Source organism: Acinetobacter sp. AOR18_HL (genome assembly GCF_027855145.1).
GTDB classification, from domain to species: Bacteria; Pseudomonadota; Gammaproteobacteria; order Pseudomonadales; family Moraxellaceae; genus Acinetobacter; species Acinetobacter pittii.
Window position 1 is genome coordinate 246,428 of record NZ_JAKTIG010000031.1, and the last position, 22,898, is coordinate 269,325.

General features: G+C 38.8%; 20 protein-coding genes. 10 read left to right on the forward strand and 10 right to left on the reverse strand.

What is annotated here, in order from left to right; genetic code table 11:
- Positions 1-197 precede the first annotated feature (197 nt).
- The 7 genes from MKL51_RS09320 (at position 198) to MKL51_RS09350 (ending at position 11,833) form a co-directional block, all read left to right on the forward strand.
- Complete coding sequence (locus MKL51_RS09320; protein ID WP_002114420.1) at positions 198-1,505, forward strand: dicarboxylate/amino acid:cation symporter; 1,308 nt, start codon at positions 198-200, stop codon at positions 1,503-1,505.
- A 672-nt stretch (positions 1,506-2,177) separates the two neighbouring features.
- Positions 2,178-3,245, forward strand: coding sequence for a type II asparaginase (locus MKL51_RS09325; protein ID WP_014206524.1), 1,068 nt, complete (start codon positions 2,178-2,180; stop codon positions 3,243-3,245).
- A 198-nt stretch (positions 3,246-3,443) separates the two neighbouring features.
- Positions 3,444-7,007 (forward strand): DNA polymerase III subunit alpha, encoded by a 3,564-nt coding sequence (dnaE, locus tag MKL51_RS09330; protein ID WP_017481628.1) that lies wholly within the window; start codon positions 3,444-3,446, stop codon positions 7,005-7,007.
- 14 nt (positions 7,008-7,021) lie between these two features.
- Positions 7,022-7,861, forward strand: coding sequence for an RNA methyltransferase (locus tag MKL51_RS09335; RefSeq protein ID WP_017481627.1), 840 nt, complete (start codon positions 7,022-7,024; stop codon positions 7,859-7,861).
- Positions 7,854-8,666, forward strand: a complete 813-nt coding sequence (cysE, locus tag MKL51_RS09340; RefSeq protein WP_014206521.1) for a serine O-acetyltransferase — start codon at positions 7,854-7,856, stop codon at positions 8,664-8,666. Before MKL51_RS09335 ends, cysE begins: the two co-directional genes overlap by 8 nt.
- Before the next feature lie 105 nt (positions 8,667-8,771).
- Positions 8,772-9,710 (forward strand): ABUW_2363 family tetratricopeptide repeat lipoprotein, encoded by a 939-nt coding sequence (locus MKL51_RS09345; RefSeq protein ID WP_017399898.1) that lies wholly within the window; start codon positions 8,772-8,774, stop codon positions 9,708-9,710.
- Positions 9,711-9,826: 116 nt separating this feature from the next.
- Complete coding sequence (locus tag MKL51_RS09350; protein WP_031945058.1) at positions 9,827-11,833, forward strand: esterase/lipase family protein; 2,007 nt, start codon at positions 9,827-9,829, stop codon at positions 11,831-11,833.
- Between the two features lie 51 nt (positions 11,834-11,884).
- On the opposite strand, the gene ahpF is transcribed toward MKL51_RS09350, so the two are convergent.
- The 3 genes from ahpF to MKL51_RS09365 form a co-directional block, all read right to left on the reverse strand.
- The gene (ahpF, locus tag MKL51_RS09355) at positions 11,885-13,450 is read right to left on the reverse strand and encodes an alkyl hydroperoxide reductase subunit F (RefSeq protein WP_025468453.1); all 1,566 of its coding nucleotides are present in this window, start codon (positions 13,448-13,450) and stop codon (positions 11,885-11,887) included.
- A gap of 179 nt (positions 13,451-13,629) precedes the next feature.
- Positions 13,630-14,151, reverse strand: coding sequence for a chromate transporter (locus tag MKL51_RS09360; RefSeq protein ID WP_000501457.1), 522 nt, complete (start codon positions 14,149-14,151; stop codon positions 13,630-13,632).
- The gene (locus tag MKL51_RS09365) at positions 14,151-14,711 is read right to left on the reverse strand and encodes a chromate transporter (protein ID WP_017386148.1); all 561 of its coding nucleotides are present in this window, start codon (positions 14,709-14,711) and stop codon (positions 14,151-14,153) included. The genes MKL51_RS09360 and MKL51_RS09365 overlap by 1 nt, the downstream gene beginning before the upstream one ends.
- A 101-nt stretch (positions 14,712-14,812) precedes the next feature.
- Here MKL51_RS09365 and MKL51_RS09370 point away from each other — a divergent pair, with 101 nt between their 5' ends.
- Positions 14,813-15,715 carry a LysR family transcriptional regulator gene (locus MKL51_RS09370; RefSeq protein ID WP_017481624.1) on the forward strand — a complete coding sequence of 301 codons (903 nt, stop codon included), beginning with the start codon at positions 14,813-14,815 and terminating at the stop codon, positions 15,713-15,715.
- A gap of 57 nt (positions 15,716-15,772) precedes the next feature.
- Here MKL51_RS09370 and arsH read toward each other — a convergent pair whose 3' ends face one another.
- From arsH to MKL51_RS09390, 4 genes are read right to left on the reverse strand one after another with little or no spacing between them, the layout of a single operon-like run.
- Positions 15,773-16,486, reverse strand: a complete 714-nt coding sequence (arsH, locus tag MKL51_RS09375; protein ID WP_017481623.1) for an arsenical resistance protein ArsH — start codon at positions 16,484-16,486, stop codon at positions 15,773-15,775.
- Positions 16,473-17,519, reverse strand: a complete 1,047-nt coding sequence (gene arsB / locus MKL51_RS09380) for an ACR3 family arsenite efflux transporter (RefSeq protein ID WP_017481622.1) — start codon at positions 17,517-17,519, stop codon at positions 16,473-16,475. Before arsB ends, arsH begins: the two co-directional genes overlap by 14 nt.
- A 10-nt stretch (positions 17,520-17,529) precedes the next feature.
- A complete protein-coding gene (locus MKL51_RS09385; protein WP_017481621.1) occupies positions 17,530-18,003 on the reverse strand; it encodes an arsenate reductase ArsC in 474 nt (157 codons plus the stop codon).
- A gap of 4 nt (positions 18,004-18,007) precedes the next feature.
- On the reverse strand, positions 18,008-18,337 hold the full coding sequence (locus tag MKL51_RS09390; protein ID WP_002114199.1) for a metalloregulator ArsR/SmtB family transcription factor: 330 nt from the start codon (positions 18,335-18,337) through the stop codon (positions 18,008-18,010).
- A gap of 84 nt (positions 18,338-18,421) precedes the next feature.
- Here MKL51_RS09390 and arsC point away from each other — a divergent pair, with 84 nt between their 5' ends.
- Positions 18,422-18,850, forward strand: coding sequence for an arsenate reductase (glutaredoxin) (gene arsC / locus MKL51_RS09395; RefSeq protein ID WP_017481620.1), 429 nt, complete (start codon positions 18,422-18,424; stop codon positions 18,848-18,850).
- Positions 18,851-18,918: 68 nt separating this feature from the next.
- Here arsC and MKL51_RS09400 read toward each other — a convergent pair whose 3' ends face one another.
- The 3 genes from MKL51_RS09400 to MKL51_RS09410 all read right to left on the reverse strand — a co-directional run bounded on the left by MKL51_RS09400 (position 18,919) and on the right by MKL51_RS09410 (position 21,807).
- A complete protein-coding gene (locus MKL51_RS09400; RefSeq protein ID WP_000784879.1) occupies positions 18,919-19,080 on the reverse strand; it encodes a DUF1427 family protein in 162 nt (53 codons plus the stop codon).
- A gap of 57 nt (positions 19,081-19,137) precedes the next feature.
- Complete coding sequence (locus MKL51_RS09405; RefSeq protein WP_017481619.1) at positions 19,138-21,012, reverse strand: amidohydrolase; 1,875 nt, start codon at positions 21,010-21,012, stop codon at positions 19,138-19,140.
- A gap of 108 nt (positions 21,013-21,120) precedes the next feature.
- A complete protein-coding gene (locus MKL51_RS09410) occupies positions 21,121-21,807 on the reverse strand; it encodes a hydrolase (protein WP_001043290.1) in 687 nt (228 codons plus the stop codon).
- Positions 21,808-22,004: 197 nt separating this feature from the next.
- Here MKL51_RS09410 and MKL51_RS09415 point away from each other — a divergent pair, with 197 nt between their 5' ends.
- On the forward strand, positions 22,005-22,895 hold the full coding sequence (locus tag MKL51_RS09415; protein ID WP_017481618.1) for a LysR family transcriptional regulator: 891 nt from the start codon (positions 22,005-22,007) through the stop codon (positions 22,893-22,895).
- Positions 22,896-22,898 lie beyond the last annotated feature (3 nt).

A 22,898-nucleotide genomic window follows, 5' to 3' on the forward strand; every position in this document is an offset into this window, starting at 1 on the left:
TTTTTTGCATTTCACACTGCTTCAAAATCGAGCAACAATCCATCTCCATAACAACATCGCCATATTCGATTCGGTTAAAGCAGATACAGATCTAGGAAGATAACATCGTTAGAACGACCGAACTGAACTAACAAGGAAAGCTTTCAATCATTCAAATCCCATCAAAGGATGATTGAATCAAATGGATAGAGGTTCATATGAAGCAAAAGAAATTGCTCAAGTATATTGTTGTTGCTATTTTACTTGGCATACTGACAGGTTGGATTTGTCACCACTTCTTTAATGAGGGTGAACAATTGAAGCAAATCGCTTCTTATCTCAACATACCTACAGATATCTTTTTACGCCTTATCAAAATGATTATTGCTCCATTGGTATTTGCCACTATTGTTTCAGGCATTGTATCAATGGGGAAATCGACATCAATCGGCAGTATAACCCTTAAATCAATGACTTGGTTTATTACTGCTTCGTTCGTATCGCTTGCTATCGGTATGGGTCTGGCAAACTTTTTCCAACCAGGTGCAGCTTTAGATTTAGTATTACCAACTGCGCAACAATTGAGTAGCTCTTCTGCTCCAGCGACTACAGGCTTCACTCTACAATCATTTTTAAGCCATGTTTTCCCACGCAGTATTGCCGAAGCAATGGCAAATAACGATATTTTGCAAGTCCTTGTTTTCTCTATTTTTTTTGGCTCAGCCCTTGCTTTTGTAAATCAAGGCAAAGAAAAAGATTCAGTTATCATTCGTTTGACTGATGAACTCAGCAAAATCATGTTCCGTATTACTGATTACGTCATGATGTTTGCACCTGTTGCAGTATTTGCAGCAATCGCTTCAGCAATTACAGTACAAGGTTTAGGCTTGATTGTTGACTATGGCATTTTAATCGCGGAGTTCTACTTTGGTCTTTTATTACTGTGGATCATCTTATTCTCTGTAGGTGCAATCGTACTTAAAAAAGATATTTTCCGCTTAGGTAAATTAATTCGTGAACCTGTAACGCTTGCTTTTGCTACAGCTTCAAGTGAATCAGCCTATCCTAAGGTTATGGATGCACTAAATAAATTTGGTGTGCCTAAAAAAGTAACGAGCTTTGTATTACCTTTAGGTTATTCATTCAACCTTGATGGTTCAATGATGTACACCACGTTTGCAGTGCTCTTTATTGCTCAGGCCTACAATATTGATCTTAGTTTCACTCAACAAATCTTAATTTTGTTAACTCTAATGGTAACAAGTAAAGGTATTGCAGGTGTTTCTCGAGCTTCTATTGTAGTTATTTCAGCGACGCTCACTATGTTCCACTTACCTGAAGCTGGCATCCTTTTATTACTCGGTATCGATCAGTTCCTTGATATGGGCCGTACTGCAACAAACGTAGTAGGTAACAGTATTGCAACCGCAGTTGTTGCCAAGCTTGAAGGTGACAAAGTGGCTGATACTGAAGAACTACCAGAGCCAGTATTAATTAAATCAACTCAAGAACAAACAACCGCATAAGTTTCTCTTTTCTCCCACTCTCCCAACTTAAGAGCAATTTTATATGACCTTATAAAATTGCTCTTTTTTTTTATTTTAAAATTGCTGGCAGAAATTTACCTATATTTTTATATTAAATAATGACTTTAAACTGCTATTAAATTTTCTTAAACCGAACCTTAAAAATAGAATAAAAATGATTCAAACAAATTTTATATTTTTAAAAATAAATACCAAGTGATTAAATTTTAATTCAATTTACAACAATTAAATTATATTAAATTAATGGAATTATTTTTCAATTCATACTGAAAAATTTAAAATCATCTTAATATTAAATTATAACAATAAAAATCAACAATATAAAAATATCAAATGGCAAAAAATTACTTAAACACATCTATTATTTTTTAATTTTATACAGATAAAAAAATCATTTGTTTTATTTATATTAAAAAGTAAACAAATCAAGATAAATTAGAAAAACTTAATAGATTTTTTATTTTATTCATGTTATTTATTAGCGCTAAATAAAAGCAATGATTAAGCAGTTGTTGGTGAAACAAAATGCTATTCAAGGATGCTTCTTATTCAAACAAGTTATGAATATGTTTTACATGGTATGTATTTTGCTTAGGAAAAGCAGTCATATTCAACAAACTTTTACTTCGTCACTTCATAAGGATATTTTCGATGTTGACTAAAACTGTTAAATCTTTAGGTTTAGCGATGGGCTTATTAGCCTGCTCTCTCCCACTTTATGCAAAAAATAATGTTGTTGTAGTTGCGACTGGCGGTACTATCGCTGGTGCTGGCGCAAGCTCGGCAAATAGTGCAACTTATACTGCTGCAAAAGTTCCTGTTGATACGCTAATTAACGCAGTTCCACAAATCAAAGATTTGGCAAATGTAACTGGTATTCAAGCTTTACAAATCGCTTCTGAGAGTATTACTGACAAGGAACTATTAGAAATTGCTCGTCAAGTGAATGAGCTTGTTAAAAAGCCATCTGTTAATGGTGTCGTAATTACACACGGTACAGATACTTTAGAAGAAACAGCATTTTTCTTAAATTTGGTTGTTCATACTGATAAACCGATTGTACTTGTTGGCTCAATGCGTCCTTCAACTGCTCTTTCAGCTGATGGTCCACTTAACCTTTATAGTGCAGTTGCTTTAGCAGCTTCTGATGATGCGAAAAATAAAGGCGTTATGGTTCTCATGAACGACTCTATTTTTGCTGCACGTGATGTAACTAAAGGCATTAACATTCATACAAATGCTTTTGTTAGCCAATGGGGCGCTTTAGGTACATTGGTTGAAGGCAAGCCTTACTGGTTCAGACAATCTGTAAAGCGTCATACAAATGCTTCAGAGTTTAATATTGAAAATATTAAAGGCGATGCACTTCCAACTGTACAGATCGTTTATGGTTCGGACTCTATGCTTCCAGATGCATATGAAGCGTATGCAAAAGCTGGTGCTAAAGCGATCATTAATGCAGGTACTGGTAACGGTTCTGTACCAAAATATATCGTACCAACCTTACAAAATCTTCACGACAAAAACGGTATTCAAATTATCCGTTCATCACGTGTCGCACAAGGTTTCGTATTACGTGATGCAGAACAACCTGACTCTAAATATGGTTGGGTAGCAGCACATGATTTAAACCCTCAAAAAGCGCGTCTTCTTGCAGCTTTAGCTCTTACTAAGACTAATGACACGAAAGAAATTCAGCGCATGTTCTGGCAGTACTAAGTTTTTCAACCAGCCCAAACACAAAGTTTGGGTTGGTCCTATTTCTTAAAAATAAGCTCTTTTATATTAAATCTGTACAATAGATATTCAAATCATTCTTCTTAAATAATAAAATCCTTAACAGTTTGCCAAAATATTAAGCATTTCGTTTTAACTTTGCGTGCTAAACTATGCTGCAGTCGTATTAAGGATTGGTTTATGCAGTTTGTTCATCTCGGTATTTATACAGAATTTTCGATTACAGAGTCGATAGTTCGCATACCTGACTTGGTCAACGCTGCGGTTAAAGACCAAATGCCTGCGCTGGCATTAACCGATCTATCAAACCTCCATGCAGCTGTAAAATTTTATAATTCTTGTTTAAAAAAAGGGATTAAGCCGCTTTTAGGTAGCACAATTCGCCTTGACGATGCTCAACATCGTGCAACTTTACTTGCAATGAGTAATGTAGGCTGGAAAAGTCTCACCGAAATCGTTTCACGCGGTTTTATTGAAGGGCAACAACTCAGTATTCCATGTGTAAAAAAAGAATGGGTACTTGAACAGCATCAAGATATTATTGTTTTACTTGGCCAACATAGTGATGTGGGTCAGATGCTTTGCTCATCTAACCCTCAAAAAGCAGCTCCGCTTTTAGAGGCATGGATTGAAAAATTTGGTAACCGTGTTTATCTGGCTTTAACACGTACCGATCGTCCTGGTGAAGAAGACTTTATTCAAGAAGCTGCTAAACTTGCTGCCCAATATAATGTGGGTGTAGTTGCGCATAATGATGTGCACTTTGTAGAAAAAGAAGATTTTGAGGCACACGAAGCACGTGTTTGTATTGCTGATGGCTATGTATTAGCAGATGATCGTCGTCCACGCTTATATAGTCCTGAGCAACATTTTAAAACCTCCGATGAAATGATTGAGTTGTTTTCAGATATCCCAAGTGCTATCGAAAACACCTATAACATTGCAAAACGCTGTAATGTTAGCTTACAACTCGGCACCTACTTTTTACCTGACTATCCGATTCCAGATGGCTTTACTATTGACACTTACTTTGAGCATTTGTCAAAAGTAGGTCTAGAAGAACGCTTAGATTATCTCTACCCTGTCGAAAAACGTAGCGAAGACTGGCCAGAAATTCGTAAGCCTTACGATGAACGAATTGATTACGAAGTCGGCATTATCCTCAAAATGGGATTCCCAGGTTACTTCCTTATCGTCATGGACTTCATTCAGTGGGCAAAAAATAATGGCGTTCCTGTAGGACCTGGACGTGGTTCAGGTGCGGGCTCACTCGTTGCCTATAGCTTAAAAATTACTGACCTTGATCCTCTTCGTTATGATCTACTTTTCGAACGTTTCTTAAACCCAGAACGTGTTTCGATGCCCGACTTTGACGTCGACTTCTGTATTGCCGGACGTGACCGCGTTATTGATTATGTTTCCCGTACTTATGGTCGTGAAGCCGTATCACAAATTGCAACTTTCGGTACGATGGCGGCAAAAGGTGCAATTCGTGACGTTGCCCGTGTATTGGGTAAGTCTTACGGTTTAGCTGACCGTATCTCAAAAATGGTACCGACTAAACCGCTCGGTGTGGACTTAGCCACTGCTATCGAGATGGAACCTCAGCTTAAAGATATCGTTACCAACCCATCAAACCCAGATAATGATGATGCGAGTGAAATCTGGGAAATGGCTTTAAAATTGGAAGGTATCACCCGAAATACCGGTAAACATGCCGGCGGTGTTGTTATTGCACCCGGCAAGATTACCGATTTCTCGGCTGTACTTTGTGAGGAAGATGGAACAAGCCGTGTTGCTCAATATGATAAAGACGATGTAGAAGCAGCAGGTCTCGTCAAATTCGACTTCTTGGGCTTACGTAACTTAACTGTTATTGAAGACGCAATTCAAAATATTAATAAAAATCGTGATAGTAATGATCCACTCATAATTTCGCATGTTCCACTTGATGATGCTAAAGCATATTCTGTCTTTGCCGATGCAAATACAACAGCGGTATTCCAGTTTGAATCCGTCGGCATGAAACGAATGCTTAAAGAAGCACGTCCAAGTAAATTTGAAGAGATTATTGCGTTCGTATCATTGTACCGTCCTGGTCCAATGGATCTTATTCCTGACTTTATTCACCGTATGCATGGTGGAGATTTTGAATATCTTCACCCACTTCTTGAAGGTGTATTAGAGCCAACTTACGGGATTATGGTTTATCAAGAACAGGTGATGCAGACTGCACAGATCTGTGCGGGTTATACGCTCGGTGGCGCGGACTTACTACGCCGTGCAATGGGTAAAAAGAAACCTGAGGAGATGGTTAAGCAGCGTCAAATTTTCTTGGCAGGTGCTGCAGAAAAAGGGATTGATGAAAGTACAGCCAACCATATCTTTGACTATATGGAAAAGTTCGCAGGCTATGGTTTCAACAAATCTCACGCCGCAGCTTATGCCCTCGTTGCTTACCACACTGCATGGTTAAAAGCACATTATCCTGCTGAGTTTATGGCAGCGGTAATGTCATCGGAAATGCAGAATACTGACAGTGTCGTATTTTTAATTGATGACTGCCGAAATAATGGCCTAGAAGTTTTACCACCATCAGTCAATATGTCGACTTATCATTTCCATGCGAGCGATGATAAAACTATTGTGTATGGTTTAGGGGCAATTAAAGGCGTTGGCGAACAAGCGATGCAGTCTGTAATTGACTCTCGTCGACAATTTGGTCCTTATACAGATTTATTCGATTTTTGCCACCGTATTGATTTGAAGAAAATCAATAAGCGTACTCTTGAAGCTTTAATTCGTGCAGGTGCACTCGATTGCTTGGGAATTGAACGTGCAAGCCTAATGGCACAATTGCCTGAGGCGGTTCAAGCTGCCGAACAAGCGCGCAGCAATCGTGAAAGCGGTATTATGGATTTATTTGGTGAGGTTGAAGAAGTTCAGCGTAAGCCAGCTAAACCCGTTAAACCGTGGAGTGATGAAGTTCGTCTAAAAGGCGAAAAAGATACGCTTGGTCTATATCTCACTGGTCACCCAATTGATGTTTACCGCCAAGAGCTTAAGGCTTTTATTCCGGTAAAACTTAATGAAATTACGGCTACACGTCGTGGTGTTACAACAGTCTATGCAGGTTTAGTCATTGACGTCGCAAACTTTCCAAATCGCGTAGTTATTGTACTAGATGATGGTACAGCTCGTATTGAAGTAAGTTGCAACCATGAACGTTTCCAACGTTTTAAAGATATTATTCAAGTTGAGCGTGTTGTCGTCTTTGAAGGCGAAATTTATGAAAGAGAAGGCTTTGAACGTCCAATGGGCCGTTTAACCAAAGCTTTTACATTAAATGAAATACGACAAAAACGTGCTAACAGTATTCAGATCAAATTAACAGAAGAGTTTATGCAAGCCACTTTGGCAAAAGATTTACAAAATATAATCTTGCCATTTTGCAATGTAGATATGCATCAACATATCACTCTACAGCTACAGATTGATCAACCTTATGCTCAAGCCGAGCTTCAACTTGGTCCGCAATGGAAAGTTGCTCCTCTCGATGAATTACTTGCTAAACTCAGAGATTATTTTGGTAAAGATAATATTTATATTGAATATCAAGTAAAGTCGAAAGCAGCTAAAGCAGCAGAACCTGCTCGTCCGCAAACCGTTGCTTCCCCTCCCGCGGACATGACTATGGACGATGCATTGGATTTATACCAAAGCGAAGTTTCTCAATATTCGTAATTTCTGGAAATCTTATGAGTTCGTTTGATCACAACACTGTGTCAAAACAATTAGCACAAGTGCGTATTGTCATGGTAAACACTACCTTGCCTGCCAATATTGGCAGTGCTTTACGTGCCATGAAAACAATGGGGCTAATTAAATTAGTTCTTGTTGCACCTAAAACATATCCTCACCCAGACATACAAGCGCTTGCTGCTGGTGCGCAGGATTTATTTGAACATCTTGAGATTGTCGACATCCTAGAAGATGCTATTAAAGATTGCCATTTAGTGTTTGGAACAAGTGCACGTAGCCGTACCATTCCTTGGCCTTTACTTGACGTAAGACCTGCTGCCAAAGAAGCCATTAAAGCCACCTGTCAGGGACAACAAATTGCGATTGTTTTTGGCCGTGAAGATCGTGGTTTAACAAACGAAGAATTAGCATTGGCCAATTATCATTTAACAATTCCTGTCAATCCTGACTATGGCGTATTAAATGTTGCGCAAGCAATTCAAGTCGTATGTTACGAACTTCGCATGTCTGCTCTAGAGCAACAAAACGTGGACCAAGATGCAGAAGAAATGCCATTAGTCCAAGGTCAAAGCATGCAATGGGATGAGCCTTTGGTTACTCAGCAACAAATGGAAGAGTTTTACCCTCATCTAGAGAAAATGCTGACTGAAATTGAATTTTTAGATCCAGATAATCCACGTTTGTTACCTTTACGCTTGCGTCGTTTATTTGGTCGTATACAATTAGATCGTATGGAATATCATTTACTTCGCGGTATTTTTAGTCGTGTACAAGCCCTAACCAGTGGTAAATGGAAAAAAGCATTATCTGACAAGGAGGATCAACCCAATGCTTAAACAGCTGAAAGAAGATATAAAGGCTGTATTTGCGCGAGATCCTGCTGCCCGCAATACACTCGAAGTTCTCACGACCTACCCTGGCATTCATGCGATTATGATGCATCGTGTCGCACATGAGTTATGGCAAAAAGATTGTAAAGGTGCTGCTCGCCTTCTTTCTTCATTTAGTCGTTTTGCAACAGGAATTGAAATTCATCCTGGCGCTAAAATCGGTAAACGTTTTTTTATTGATCACGGTATGGGTGTTGTGATTGGTGAAACGGCTGAAATTGGCGATGATGTTACGCTTTATCATGGTGTTACCCTAGGTGGAACAACATGGAAGACTGGCAAACGCCACCCAACTTTAGAAGATGGCGTTGTTGTTGGTGCTGGTGCAAAAATTTTAGGTCCATTTACCATAGGCAAAGGTGCTAAAGTCGGTTCAAATGCTGTGGTAACTAAAGCTGTTCCTGCTGGCGTGACCGCTGTAGGGAACCCTGCTCGCTATATTTATAAAGATGCGCCTGACAAGAATAAAGATGAAGAACGTCGCCGTGATTATGCGCAAAGTATTGGTTTCGCTCCATATGCGACAACTGCTGATCAGTCTGACCCTATATTAGAGGGTATGCGCGTTTTACTTGATCGTATTCAGCATAATGAAACGCGTATGAATAATTTATGCCAACGTTTATCAGAGCTAGACCCGAGCTTCAAAAAAGAAAGTCAGGATGAACAGCCTTTTAGTGATGAAGAACTGAAAATTATTGAAGAAGTTCGTCGTGAATGCGGTGCGCAAGATAAGACATCAAAAACGTAATATTCTTGATTCATAATGTAACACGCTTACCCTTGCATGTCTGTTTAGCTTTTCCTAGACTTACCTGTACCAAATCTGACTTTACTAAAATGAACGGAAGATCCTATGAATTTTAAGCCTTTGGCATATATAATCCTTGCGACCTCAAGTTTAACCGCTTGTACAATGGCACCCGTAAAAGAACAAAAAATTGAGCCTTTTGTTTTCAAGGAACCAGAGCTTACTCCTCCTTTTTATGCACTAAACCCTTTTAACTATGATCAGCCACCGGCATTTGAAGTTGCATTAAAAGACGCTGCTGCACAGCCTGTGACCAAAATGGTCGTTAATCGTCAAGATGATCCAACCAAACAGCTTACTCTCGACGTCAATAAACTGATCGTCCCGACTGTCAATAATTCACAACGTTCAATGAAATACGCAGTTTTAGCCGGTGAAAATGAAATTGACGTGACTACTATTGATGACTTCTTACAATTAGTGGAAGGTAAAGCACGTCACTACCCACCTCGCTTTACTGACCGTCAAGAACGTAAAGGCTTTGAAAGTAAACTTAAAGAAGTAACACAACAACTTGATACACTTGCTGCAAATCCAAATGCATCATTTGATATTTTAATTCGTGCTTTTAAAGCAAGTGTTCTTGCACGTAACCTTGATTTAGGTACTGTTCATACCACTAAATCTTTAGAATATGCTCAAAGACTTTTAAAAATTAATCCAGATGATGCGGAGACAAACTTCTGGTTCGGTTTTGGTTTATCTGAAGGTGGCGGTCAACGTGAAGCGATTCCATATTTAGACAAAGCCATTAAAGGTAATGTTCAAGAAGCATATTTAGCTGCTGCAAATAACTATATTGCAATGGAGCAAAAGAAAAACGCGATCCAGACGCTAAAGAACTATAAAGTTAAATATCCAGATGAAGCGGAAATTGCTGACCGTTTAATTCAAGAAATTGAAAAACAAGGTCGTTGGAACGTATGGCAAGTTTTAACTAACCCAGCAATGTCAGCAACTACTCCTGCTGCACCTAAAAAATAAGCTTAATTCTATAAAAAAGGGCTGTTTTGACGGCCCTTTTTTATATTTGATCATTTGAAAAATATTTTAAAATTTGTATGATCTACCTACCATTGAGCCACTATATTTTGACCATAATGTTTTCAATAAAAAGAAGCAAAACACTGTTGACGGTCATACTACTCGGTTCAATTCTGAGTGGTTGTCAGGTCGTAAATGTTAAACAGCAAGCTTTGAATGTAACGATTGCAAATGAACGTAATAGTATTCTTACCCAAGATAAACTTAGCGAAGCGAGTCTGAATGTTTTATCAATGTCTGGTCAGGAAGCTAAAGTTTGTACAGATACACCTGAAACCTGTGTAAATCAACTCAAAAACCTTCCTCAAATTTTAGATGAACAGTTCTTATCAGCAGCAAGCGAAATGTATCTCGCAAAAGCAATGGCTTTATCAGATACATCTGACTGTAAAGTAAGTAGATTTACTAAACATAAATCTGAAGAAGAACAAAAGAATATTCTGAATAGATATGATGATTGCTTAGACCAGCAATTGGGCCTATTAGATAAAAGTATTCGCTATAGCTATGCCTATCTATTTTCCACAAAACGTAAGCCTAATGACCGTATTTTTGATAATAGACAAGTTCAAATCCGCGATTTCTATAATCAAGCAATCGCCAAAATGGTCGGTGTTTATGACTTAAGACATCCAAAGAAAAATGTTGTTGAACCACAAATTCATATTGGTAAAAGTATTTATTCAATCGATTTTGAATTTCATAAACAATTAACGGGTCAAAAACTAGAAAAATTAATTTCAAGTTATAACCTGAATTTTTCTGGCTTAAGAACCATTAACCGCCGCGATGGTTTTGGCTCCGAATTTGTGGCTGTTTTTCCGAGTTCAGGAAATGAAGATATTAATGAATATATCCTAGACCCACTTAAATATAATTATAAAAATGGTGTTAATCCAAATATTCATAACGCACGCTACTTAGCTGCGACTATTGTAGCTGAACCCAAGCACGCGACCACTGTCGAAGAAATTATTAATAATCCAGAATTCGTGATTCGAGTTTATGACCCATATCGAACAGATAATATTAATGTAGCAGGCAAACAATATCCTCTAGCAGCTAACTTTTCAGCACCTTATGGCCTATGGTTAGCCGAAAACAATTTAGGAGTTGCAGCCTATTTGAGTCTGATTGATCGCGATCAGCATTTAACTATGCCGCATCTCTATATGCTTGAACCATATAATCCGAACAAAAAAATTATCGTGTTGGTACATGGTTTAGCAAGTAGCCCCGAAGCATGGATTGCACTGACCAATGATGTTATGGGCGATACGGTTTTAAGAGACAATTACCAAGTTTGGCAAGTTTTCTATTCGACCAATATGCCAATTCTGGAAAGCCGTTTTCAAATTTATGCTCTCTTGAAACAAGCTTTTGGTTCATTAAACCCAAGTGACCCTGCCGCGCATGATGCAGTTCTTGTTGGACATAGCATGGGAGGTATTATCAGTCGTTTACTGGTCAGTGATGGAGATATTACTAAACCGGCCTTAGAGTTGATGACGATTCGTCAGCAAAACCGCTTTAAAAAACATCCAATGGTTACTGAAAGATTGCAAATGCATTCAATCAATAATTTTGATCGTGCAATTTTCTTGGCTTCCCCTCATCGCGGTACAGATTATGCGGATCGTTGGTTTACCTTGGCGGCACGTAAAATTATTCGTTTACCCGGTGCATTCCTGTCAGCTGTTGCCACGTCACTGACAACCGAAAATTTAGATGTTAAAGATTTCTTGAGTAATATTGATAATGGTTTGATTCAAAATGGACCGAGCGATCTAAGTCATCAATCTAAATTTATGGAACTCACAAAAGATATTAATCCACACCAAGGATTAGTTTTCCACTCTATTATGGGTAACATCACCAAGAGTGATGATCCAAATGTGATTACAGATGGTATTGTCCCTTATAAGAGTGCTCACTTAGAAGGTGCAAAATCTGAGAAAGTTCTTCCAGGTGGTCATTCAATCCAACTGACACCACAAGCTGTATTAGAGTTACGCCGTATTTTACGAGAGCATTTAGTCGAACAAGGTTTATATAAACCATAAAACGAAAGAGCCAAAGGATATCCTTTGGCTCTTTCGTTTTGGACTTAAATTTTATTGCCCAGAACGGATGATGTAATCAAACGCTGAGAGCGATGCTTTAGCACCTTCACCTGTAGCAATAATGATTTGCTTGTAAGGCACTGTTGTACAGTCACCCGCAGCAAATACACCTTGCACATTGGTTTCGTTGCGGTCATTGACAATAATTTCGCCACGGTTGGTTAACTCAACTTCACTGTCTTTCAAGAAGTCAGTGTTTGGCAATAAACCAATCTGTACAAAGATCCCTGCAAGCTCGACCACATACTCTTCATCAGTCGCACGGTCTTTATATTTAAGACCAGTCACTTGTGAACCGTCGCCTAACACTTCTGTACTTAAGGCATTCATAATCACCGTTGTGTTTGGCAAGCTATGCAATTTGTTTTGCAAGACTTGGTCTGCACGAAGTTTGGTATCAAACTCAACTAAAGTTACATGCTCAACAATCCCTGCAAGGTCAATTGCTGCCTCAACACCTGAGTTACCACCACCAATCACAGCAACACGTTTACCTTTGAACAACGGACCATCACAGTGTGGGCAGTAGGCAACACCACGGGTACGGTATTCTTGCTCACCCGGTACATTCATCTCTCTCCAACGTGCACCTGTTGAAAGGATCACCGTTTTCGATTCAAGTTTTGCACCGTTTTCAAGTTCAACTTCAACCAAGCCATTTGCAGTCTGGTTAGCACCCGTGATTTTGCTAACACGTTGCAGGTTCATAATATCGACATCATATTCACGAACATGTGCTTCCATCTCGGCAGCAAACTTAGGACCTTGTGTCTTTTGCACAGACGTGAAGTTTTCAATGTCCATGGTGTCCATCACCTGACCACCGAAGCGTTCAGCCACGATACCCGTGTTAATACCTTTACGTGCCGCATAGATTGCTGCTGTTGCACCTGCAGGACCACCACCAATCACCAATACATCAAAAGCATCTTTGGCATTGAGTGCTGCTGCATCTTTTTCAGCAGAGTTGGTGTCGAGTTTCGCTACAATCTCTTCAAGGGTCATACGACCTTGACCAATGTGTTCATTGTCTTGGAACACCATTGGTACAGCCATGATTTTGCGTTGTTCGACTTCGTCTTGGAAGAATGAACCGTCAATCATGGTTGCTGTGGTGTTCGGGTTATAAATGGCAATCAGGTTAAGTGCCTGTACTACATCAGGACAGTTATGACAGCTTAGCGATACGAATACATCAAAGTTTGCTTTGAGGTTTAAGCCTTTAATCTGGTTGAGTACTTCATCAGACACTTTAGGTGCATAACCAGAGACCTGTAACAGTGCCAAGATCAAAGACGTAAACTCATGGCCCATTGGTAAGCCTGCAAAGAACACACGAGGTTGTTCACCTGCTTTAGCCACCCCAAAGCTTGGGCGACGTGTATTGTTACCGTCAAAACGGGCAGTCACCTTGTCAGAAAGCTCAGCGATTTCAGAAACTAATTCTTTAATTTGAGCAGCTTTATCTGATTCATCTAAAGCAGCAACTAATTCAATTGGACTTTCTAGACGTTCTAAGTAAGCTTTTAATTGAGTTTTAATGTTTTGATCTAACATCTGTTTTTTACTCCAATGCATCCAAATTCTTTCAATAGATGCATAGTACGTGAAAACACAGAATAGGTGAAACAGTATGTTTTTATAGATTTAATCGGTTTTTTAGATTTTATTATTATTTACTTCATCAAAAAAAGCCAACCTGAACTCATCCAGCGCAGGTCGGCAAACTGGTTAAACTAGAGTAAGACCACACCAAATACAGCCCCAGCTATCAAGACATGTAAAGGATGAACCTTTTTAATTAAAGATAATAAAGTTGCAATGACTACCATAATAATGAGTAAAGTATTTATTGCTGCTGCCTCAGAAATAATCCACGCACTGGCAAGTACAGTTCCCACAGTGACAGGTTGTAAAGCAAGCTGTAAAACACGTCGCCATTTCTTATCTTTAAATTTTGACCAGCCTCTCATCACAAATACAGTAATAAGAGATGAAGGTAAAAATTTAGCGGTAGAAGTCACGAGTAGACCTGATAACCCTGCTACATGCCATCCCACCAACGGTACAATCATCATGTTCGGACCAGGTGCAGCTTGAGCCATGGCGAACAATGCACTGAATTCTTGTGCCGTCATCCAGTGATGAATATCAACTACTTGGCGTTGCATCTCAGGCAAAATTGTATTCCCGCCACCAAATGCAATAAGAGACAATTGAGTAAAAATGATCGCTAAAGTAAGTAGAACTGCACCCATTACACACGTCTCCAAATAATAGCTGAATAGAATGCCAACAAAATCAGCATGGTCACAAGTAATGGAACTTTCAGAAAAGCTATACTGATAATTGCAGCGAGAACTACGCAAATCGCTAATGGATTACGTAATAATGGCTTAAGCATTTTCAAACCTGTTGCAACCAGAAGTCCAGCTGCCGCCGCCGCTAAACCTTCGAAAAGATGCTTAACCATTAAATTATCTTGGAACTGCTCATAGACATAATGTAAAAGTACAACAATTATCGTAGGTGCAAGGATCAGACCAATGAGTGAGCTCACTGCCCCACGAACACCGCGAAACTCCATGCCAATCGCAACCGATAAATTAATAATATTGCCGCCTGGTAAAAATTGACACAGACCAAGTAACTCAGTGAATTTTTCAGGGCTTAACCACTGTCTCTGCTCTACAATAACTTTACGGGCTAAAGGCAGCACGCCACCGAATCCAATTAAACCTAATGTTAAAAAACCTAAAAATAACTCTGTGCAGGTCGGGACACTCTCCTTCTGCACAGCAATCTCAACATGGTTCATTTTCGTTACTTTTCACTTTATCTGACCAAGATAGAATGATACTTTTGTGATATATCTACAAATGCTTTTATTTTCATTAACCATACCATAAAGGTATTCCTATGCTCGATTTACATAAGCTCCATGCCTTTGTTGTGGTAATTGAAGAAAGGAATATTACGCATGCCGCAAACCGATTGTTTATTCAACAGCCGCCTCTAACGCGTTTACTTAAAAAACTCGAAGAAGAACTTGGTACACAATTACTTATTCGCCAGCCTCGAGGAATTGAACCAACTGAGGCTGGTTTAGCCTTATTTAAAGAAGCACAACTTTTATTAGAACATGCGCGCCATATTCCAAAATTAGTCCAAGATGTTAGCCAAGGTAAAACTGGACAACTCAACATTGGTTTTACAAGTTCCGCAGGTTTACATCCGCTTATTTCATTAGTATTGCGCTCATATCGAGAAATATATCCAAACGTACAAACCAAACTTGAAGAAGCAGGCAGCCAAAAACAATTAGATCGATTAATCTCCGAGAAACTTGATATTGCTTTTTTAAGAGCACCGATCAGCCGTGATATTGGGTTAAAACATCACCATATATTAGATGAACCAATGATGGTGGCATTGCCTATAGGCCATCCACTTACACAAAAAGAAAAAATTAGTTCAAATGACTTATCAAATGAAAATTTTGTTTTATACCGTCGTTCTTCAGGACAAGGTTTATATGACAATATTTTATATAGTTGCTACCAAGCAGGTTTTAGTCCACGCATTATTCAAGAAGCGCCTCGACCTACCGCTACATTAAATTTAGTTGCTGCTGGAATTGGTATAACGATTGTGCCGGCCTCAATGCATAATTTTTGGGAACATGAAATTGTATATCGCGAGTTTGATGATTCAATGAAACTAAATGCGCCTCTTTACCTGATTACTCGGGAAAATGAGAGTTCTGCCAAAGTTTCAAACTTTATTGAACTATTACAAAAACTTTTGCCCACAATGGCCTGAATGTAAAAGCTAAACAATAAAAAGTGCCCCGAGTGGAGCACTTTTTTATGAAACTGTTTATTTTTGATTTACTCGTTTTGACAGCTCTTCTGCCGATTCTTTGCGCTCAGAATAGCGATCTGTCAGGTATTGTTTCTGCCCACGTGTTAATAAAGTGAACTTATACAACTCCTCCATTACATCAACGATTCGGTCATAGTAAGAGGATGGTTTCATACTGCCATCTTCTTCAAACTCTAAAAAAGCTTTAGCAACTGAAGACTGATTTGGGATGGTAATCATGCGCATCCAACGCCCTAAAATACGCATTTGATTGACCGCATTAAACGACTGCGAACCACCACTAACTTGCATGACTGCTAAGGTTTTACCTTGAGTTGCACGGATTGCTCCAGCTGCCAAAGGAATCCAGTCAATTTGGGCTTTTAAAATTGAACTCATCGCGCCATGACGTTCAGGTGAGCACCACACCATACCTTCTGCCCAAGCTAAAAGCTCATGCAACTCTTGCACTTTCGGATGATCTGTTTCTGCATCCTCAGGTAAAGGTAAACCTTTAGGATGAAAGATTTTGACTTCAGCACCTAAGTATTCAAGAATTTGCCCAGCAGTCAGCACAGCAAAACGACTATAAGAACGTTCACGATTAGAACCATATAGCAATAAAATGCGAGGTGGATGCTCAAGCTGCTGTGCTTGCACTTGCTCAAATGTAGGCTTATCAAAAAGATCTAATACTACATTTGATAAATCATTATTAAGACTGTTCATCTGAGAAATACTTTTTCTTGAGCCAAAGAGAAACTGAAACGAGTGAAATTAAAACGGGAACTTCAACCAATGGTCCAATCACTGTGGTAAATGCCACAGGTGATGCCAAACCAAATGTTGCAATGGCAACCGCTAAAGCTAACTCAAAATTGTTACCAGCCGCAGTAAATGAAATAGCGGTGGTGCGTGGATAGTTATTCCCCATACGTTTACTCATAAAGAAGCTAATGAAGAACATCACCACAAAGTAAATCGTGAGTGGAATCGCAATACGTAATACATCTAAAGGTAAGCTCACTACATCACCACCTTTTAGGCTAAACATCGCCACGATGGTAAAAAGTAAAGCAATTAAACTAATTGGACTAATTTTTGGTAAAAATTTAGTTTGATACCATTCCAAACCTTTCGACTTGACTAAAATCAAACGCGTCAAGAACCCCATTAAGAATGGAATACCTAAGTACACCAAAACCGCATGTGTGATAGTCCAAAAATTCACATCAATGACTTGCCCTGCCACACCAAAATATGGAGGTAAGTAAGTTAAGAAAAGCCATGCGTAGGTACTAAAGAACAAAATTTGGAAAATACTGTTAAAGGCAACTAACGCTGCAACATACTGGTTATCACCACAAGCAAGACCATTCCAAACCAAAACCATTGCAATACAACGAGCCAAGCCAATTAAAATAAGGCCAGTCATATACTCTGGATAACTATGCAAAAAAACAATCGCAAGGATAAACATTAATACTGGAGCAATAATCCAGTTCTGTATCAATGATAAAGTTAAAGTTTTCTTATCTTTAAATACTTCTGGTAATGTAGCGTAGTCAACCTTTGCTAAAGGTGGATACATCATCAAAATTAAGCCGATTGCGATCGGAATATTAACGTTATCTACACTTAATTCATTTAAAGACAAAGATGCCTGAGGAAAGAAAACACCAATCGCTAAGCCTAAAGCCATGGCTATAAAAATCCATAGCGTCAAATTTCGGTCTAAAAAGGAAAGTTTTTGCTTAGTCATGTCTGCTTTCTTACTCAATATGAGAGATTTCATTAATCTCAGCAATTAAATGTGAACGGTTTAGGTTCGCAACATCAAGTGCAAACAATGCATCTAAACGACGATTAATATGAGCTACAGTCTCTTGGAATGCTTTAAGCTTTTCTTCTTTTGGCAAGTCCAAATGAGATGGATCACTTAAGCCCCAGTGTGCTTTGATTGCGCCACCTAAATAAAGTGGGCATGCTTCTTGTGCAGCAGAATCACAGACTGTAATCACAACATCTGGTTGATACTGCTCGCAGTCATTAATCGTTTTACTCCATAGCCCATCTGTTGAAAGACATAAGTTTTCAAGTGTTTCAATGGTTAATGGATGTATCTGTCCTGATGGTTTACTACCAGCGCTATAAGCTTTCCAACCTTTTGGTGCACGGCTGTTAAATAAAACTTCTGACAAAATGCTACGGCAACTGTTTCCAGTGCATAAAAATAAAAATTTCATGGCCTCACCCACAATAGGTAGAAATAGAAGAAAACTGTGAAGATGATTGATTCACTAAATTTTCATCTTGGTTTGCTATAGTTTTCAAAACTTCAACAGCCCAATTGGGTAAATCTGGATTGACGCTGTAATACACCCATTGCCCCTGTCGTGCATCAAGTAAAATGCCATGAGTTCTTAATAAGGCTAAGTGTCTAGAGATTTTCGGTTGGCTCAACTCAAGCTGTTCAGTTAACTCACAGACACAAATATTTTGTTTGCTAAGAACTAGCTTAAGAATGTTTAACCGAGTTTGGTCAGATAGACATTTAAAGAAATCGACTTGGTTGATCATATCTTCAACAGAGCATATTCGTTATTGCAAATATACGGATATCCATATATAAATGCAATATCTTAATTTGATAATAAATTTACCATGACTGAGCTAGTAAAGATTTACCATAACCCTGCTTGCGGAACCTCACGCAATACATTAGCGCTTATTCGTCATGCTGGGTTTGAGCCTATCGTTATTGAATATTTACAAACTCCACCGAGTAAAGATGAATTAATTCAACTCATTAAGGATTCAGGCTTAACTGTACGTGAAGCAATTCGTAAAAATGTTGATCCCTATAAAGATTTAGAGTTAGAACAAAACCATTGGACCGACGAACAGTTAATTGATTTTATGTTGCAATATCCAATTTTAATTAATCGCCCATTTGTTGTTACACCAAAAGGCACGCGACTTTGCCGACCTTCTGAGATTGTACTGGACATTTTAGATTCACAAAACTTAAGCTATTTTGCAAAAGAAGATGGCGAAGTAATCATTGATGAACAAGGCCGCCGTATAAAGTAATTGAAGATATTTATTAATATAAAAAGCTAAATGGCATAACACCATTTAGCTTTTTTGAATTAAACAGGTTAAAAATAAGACTTAATGAAAGGAAGAAGTTGCTCTCCTATCACCATGCCCAATAAACCGACTAATGCAACAAGAGGTGGAGCTGGTGACTTAACATTTAGAACATAATATAAGACACCAACAAGCAACCCTACAGCCAAAGATAACAAGTACATTTTCATCGTACATACCTTAGAGAATTAAGCCATTTAATGAAGCAAGTTCCCATACTGTTTTATTTAAAATGCAAAACACGAGCACCCAAGTGCGCCCCAGAAAGATTTTTTGTCCTTATCATTTACAGGAACATCAAGCATCCAAGCATGGCTATGCCCATGCATACCACAACTGCTAGTACATGCACACAAAGCACTTTGTGACTGTAATGATTGATTAGAAGGTGCATTACGATTTTCAGATAACCGCCACTGACCACCGAAGCGCTTTACTGGTGACCATGTTGGTGAAGCTGGTGGTAACGGCGGATCGTCTTGCTTAAACTCTGCCCCGGCATAGACCACTTTGCCACCTAAGACAGTAAGTACAGACTCAATCCACTGGATATCTTCAGCTTCTACTTTAAAGTAGTCATCGGACAATACCACAAGATCAGCAAGTTCTCCTGCTGTTAATGAGCCTTTAACATCTTTTTCACCAGAGAACCAAGCCGAACCTTTAGTCCAGAGTTTGAGTGCTGTCTGACGGTCTAATAGATTTTTTTCATCATAGAGTGGTAAACCACCGACTGTTTTACCAGTACTTAGCCAATACAAACACACCCAAGGATTGTAAGAGGCAACACGAGTCGCATCTGTCCCCGCACCAACAGGAACACCAAGTTCTAACATTTTCTTAACTGGTGGCGTTGCCTGAGCAGCCTCGGCACCATAGCGTTTTACGAAAATCTCACCTTGGTATGCCATACGGTGTTGAATGGCGATACCACCACCCAACGCACCTATACGTTCGATATTACGCTCAGATACAGTTTCGGCATGGTCAATAATAAATCGAGTTGCAAAAGGCTGTTTTGAATTTACTTTCTCAAATACATTGAGCAAACGATTAATACTTTCATCATAGGTTGCATGAATACGGAATGGCCATTTCTTTTCAGCCAAGTGCTCTACAATAGCTTCTAGTTCACCTTCCATTTTTTCTGGTAAATCTGGACGTGGTTCATAGAAATCTTCAAAGTCACCCGCTGACCAAGTCAGGTTCTCACCTGCTCCATTCATTCTAAATAGCTCATCACCATCACCTGGAAATGTCATTTCTGTCCAACGGCGATAATCATCAAGCTCTTGGCCTGCCTTTTGAGCAAATAGGTTGTAAGCGATTCGCACCGTCATTTGATTTTGATCGTGCAATTGCTTAATCACATCATAATCTTCAGGATAGTTTTGACCGCCACCGCCCGCATCAATTGCTGAAGTAATACCCAACCGGTTCAATTCACGCATGAAATGTCGAGTTGAATTGACTTGATCTTCAACTGGCAATTTCGGTGCTTTCCCTAAGGTCGAATACAAAATCATAGCCGATGGCGTAGCGAGCAAGAGACCTGTTGGCTCACCTTTTTCATTTCGTACAATCTTGCCGCCAGGTGGGTCAGGTGTATCTTTGTTAAAGCCTAATACATCAAGTGCAGCTCGGTTCAACAAAGCACTGGCATATAGATGTAAAACGAATACAGGAGTATCTGGTGCAGCTTTATTAATTTCTTCTAAAGTCGGTAAACGCTTTTCGGCAAACTGGAATTCCGTCCAACCGCCTACTACACGAACCCATTGTGGGGCTGGAGTATTATCGGCTTGTTCTTTGAGTAAGCGTAATGCATCGGCAACGGATGGCACACCCTCCCAGCGCAGCTCCATATTGTAATTTAGGCCACCACGAATAATATGCAAATGACTGTCATTTAGGCCCGGTATAACGCGACGGCCATTTAAATCTACAACTTTGCTCGTCGCTGTTGCGAGCTTCATGATCTCTTCATTTGTACCCGTGCGTACGACCTTACCCTCTGCAATCGCAATTGCTTGTACTTCTGGATTTTTTGGATCTAAAGTTGTGATTTTACCGTTTTTGAGTATGAGATTTATTTCGGTCATTCTGAACTCCATTCTTGTGAATTATCGTTCTAAAAATAAAGGCATATCTGTATTAATATCACTTAAATATTGAATACTAGACATGCCTTTACCTAAATCAGTAGTGTTTTATTTTGCAGGAACTGGTGCAAGTACTTCGTGTTTTGATGTTGTACGTTCAGGTGCCTTATGTACCATCGTATAAGCATAATCAACACCCATACCATAAGCACCAGAGTGTTCGCGTACAATCGCCATAACTGCATCATACGTATCACGGTGTGCCCAATCACGCTGCCATTCAAGTAATACTTGTTGCCAAGTTACTGGAACAACACCCGCTTGAATCATACGTTGCATGGCATAGTCATGTGCCTCTTTGGATGTACCACCTGAAGCATCTGCAACCATATAAATTTCATAATCCCCTTCAAGCATTGCACCAAAAGCAAAGGTGTTATTACACACTTCAGTCCACAAACCTGAAACAATCACTTTTTTACGATTATTTTTTGCAAGCGAATCACGTACTTTTTGGTCATCCCATGAATTCATTGAAGTACGTTCTAGTAATGGTGCATCTGGAAATACGTCTAAAAGTTCTGGATAGGTATGACCAGAGAAGCTTTCAGTCTCAACCGTCGTAATGGTGACAGGAATATTGAATGTTTTAGCTGCTTTTGCTAATCCTACAGTATTATTCTTTAATACTTGGCGATCTATTGATTGTACCCCAAAAGCCATTTGTGGCTGATGATCAATAAAAATAACCTGACAATTGGTTGGTGATAGTTGTTCTAAAAGTGATTTATTCATGGGTAAACTCCATTATTCCTTATGAGTAATGCATTAAAATTGCTTACTGGTTATTATGAAAACAGATAAAAATGTAAAAGCATAGACAGTAAATCAGCTCGAATCTGTATTGTGTACGAATACAATCAAAACAATGATTGCTTTTTAATTTTTATAGTTTAATCATTGATATATATTTTTTTACAATTCGCTTATCCATGGATCGATTAGACTGTATTTCCACTTTTGTAAGTGTCGTAGAACACGGGAATTTTAGTAGCGCAGCTAGAGCACTTGATATCTCTCGTGACTTGGTTGCAAAACGTGTTTGCTACCTCGAAAATGACCTCAAAACCACACTGTTAACCCGAACTACAAGACAGATGAACCTCACCTCTTGTGGGGAAAAGTTTTATCAACATAGCAAAGTCATTTTAAGTGAGTTCGAATGGGCTGCCTATGAAATTAGCTACAATCAGCAGTACCCAGAAGGCGAACTCAAGCTCAATACGCCAATGTCTTTTAGTAACATTTTTCTTCAACATATCATTTCAGATTTTATTGAGAAATATCCCAGCATAAAAATTGATTTATTCATGACTGATCAGCTGTTAGATATGAATAATAATAAATTTGATTTAACAATCCGTGTAGATGGCTCTCCTCCAAATTTGGCAAATAGTAAAATATTAAATACCTATCAACGATATTTATATGCAACTCCTGAGTATTTTAATCAGCATGGATTACCAAATTCATTAGAAGAACTTAAAGAACACAAGTTTCTAATTTACTATCAAGATAGCCGACATAAAAAATTGATTTTCCAAAAAGATCAGAAGGAAGTGTCTTTCAATTGCTTCCCTGTAATGACCTGCAATAATGGTGAATTATTATTAGATATGTGTCTAAAAGATCATGGTATTGTCTTTCTTCCAGAGTTTATTGCAGAGCCTTACTACAAAGAAGGTAAATTACAGAAATGTTTGGAGGACTACACTAGTCAGCCGCTTCACTTATATGTCACATGGCCAAACCGTAAGATTTTATCGAAGAAAGTAAAATTATTTATTGATTTTCTAACACGTCAAATCGTTCCTATAAAATAAGTG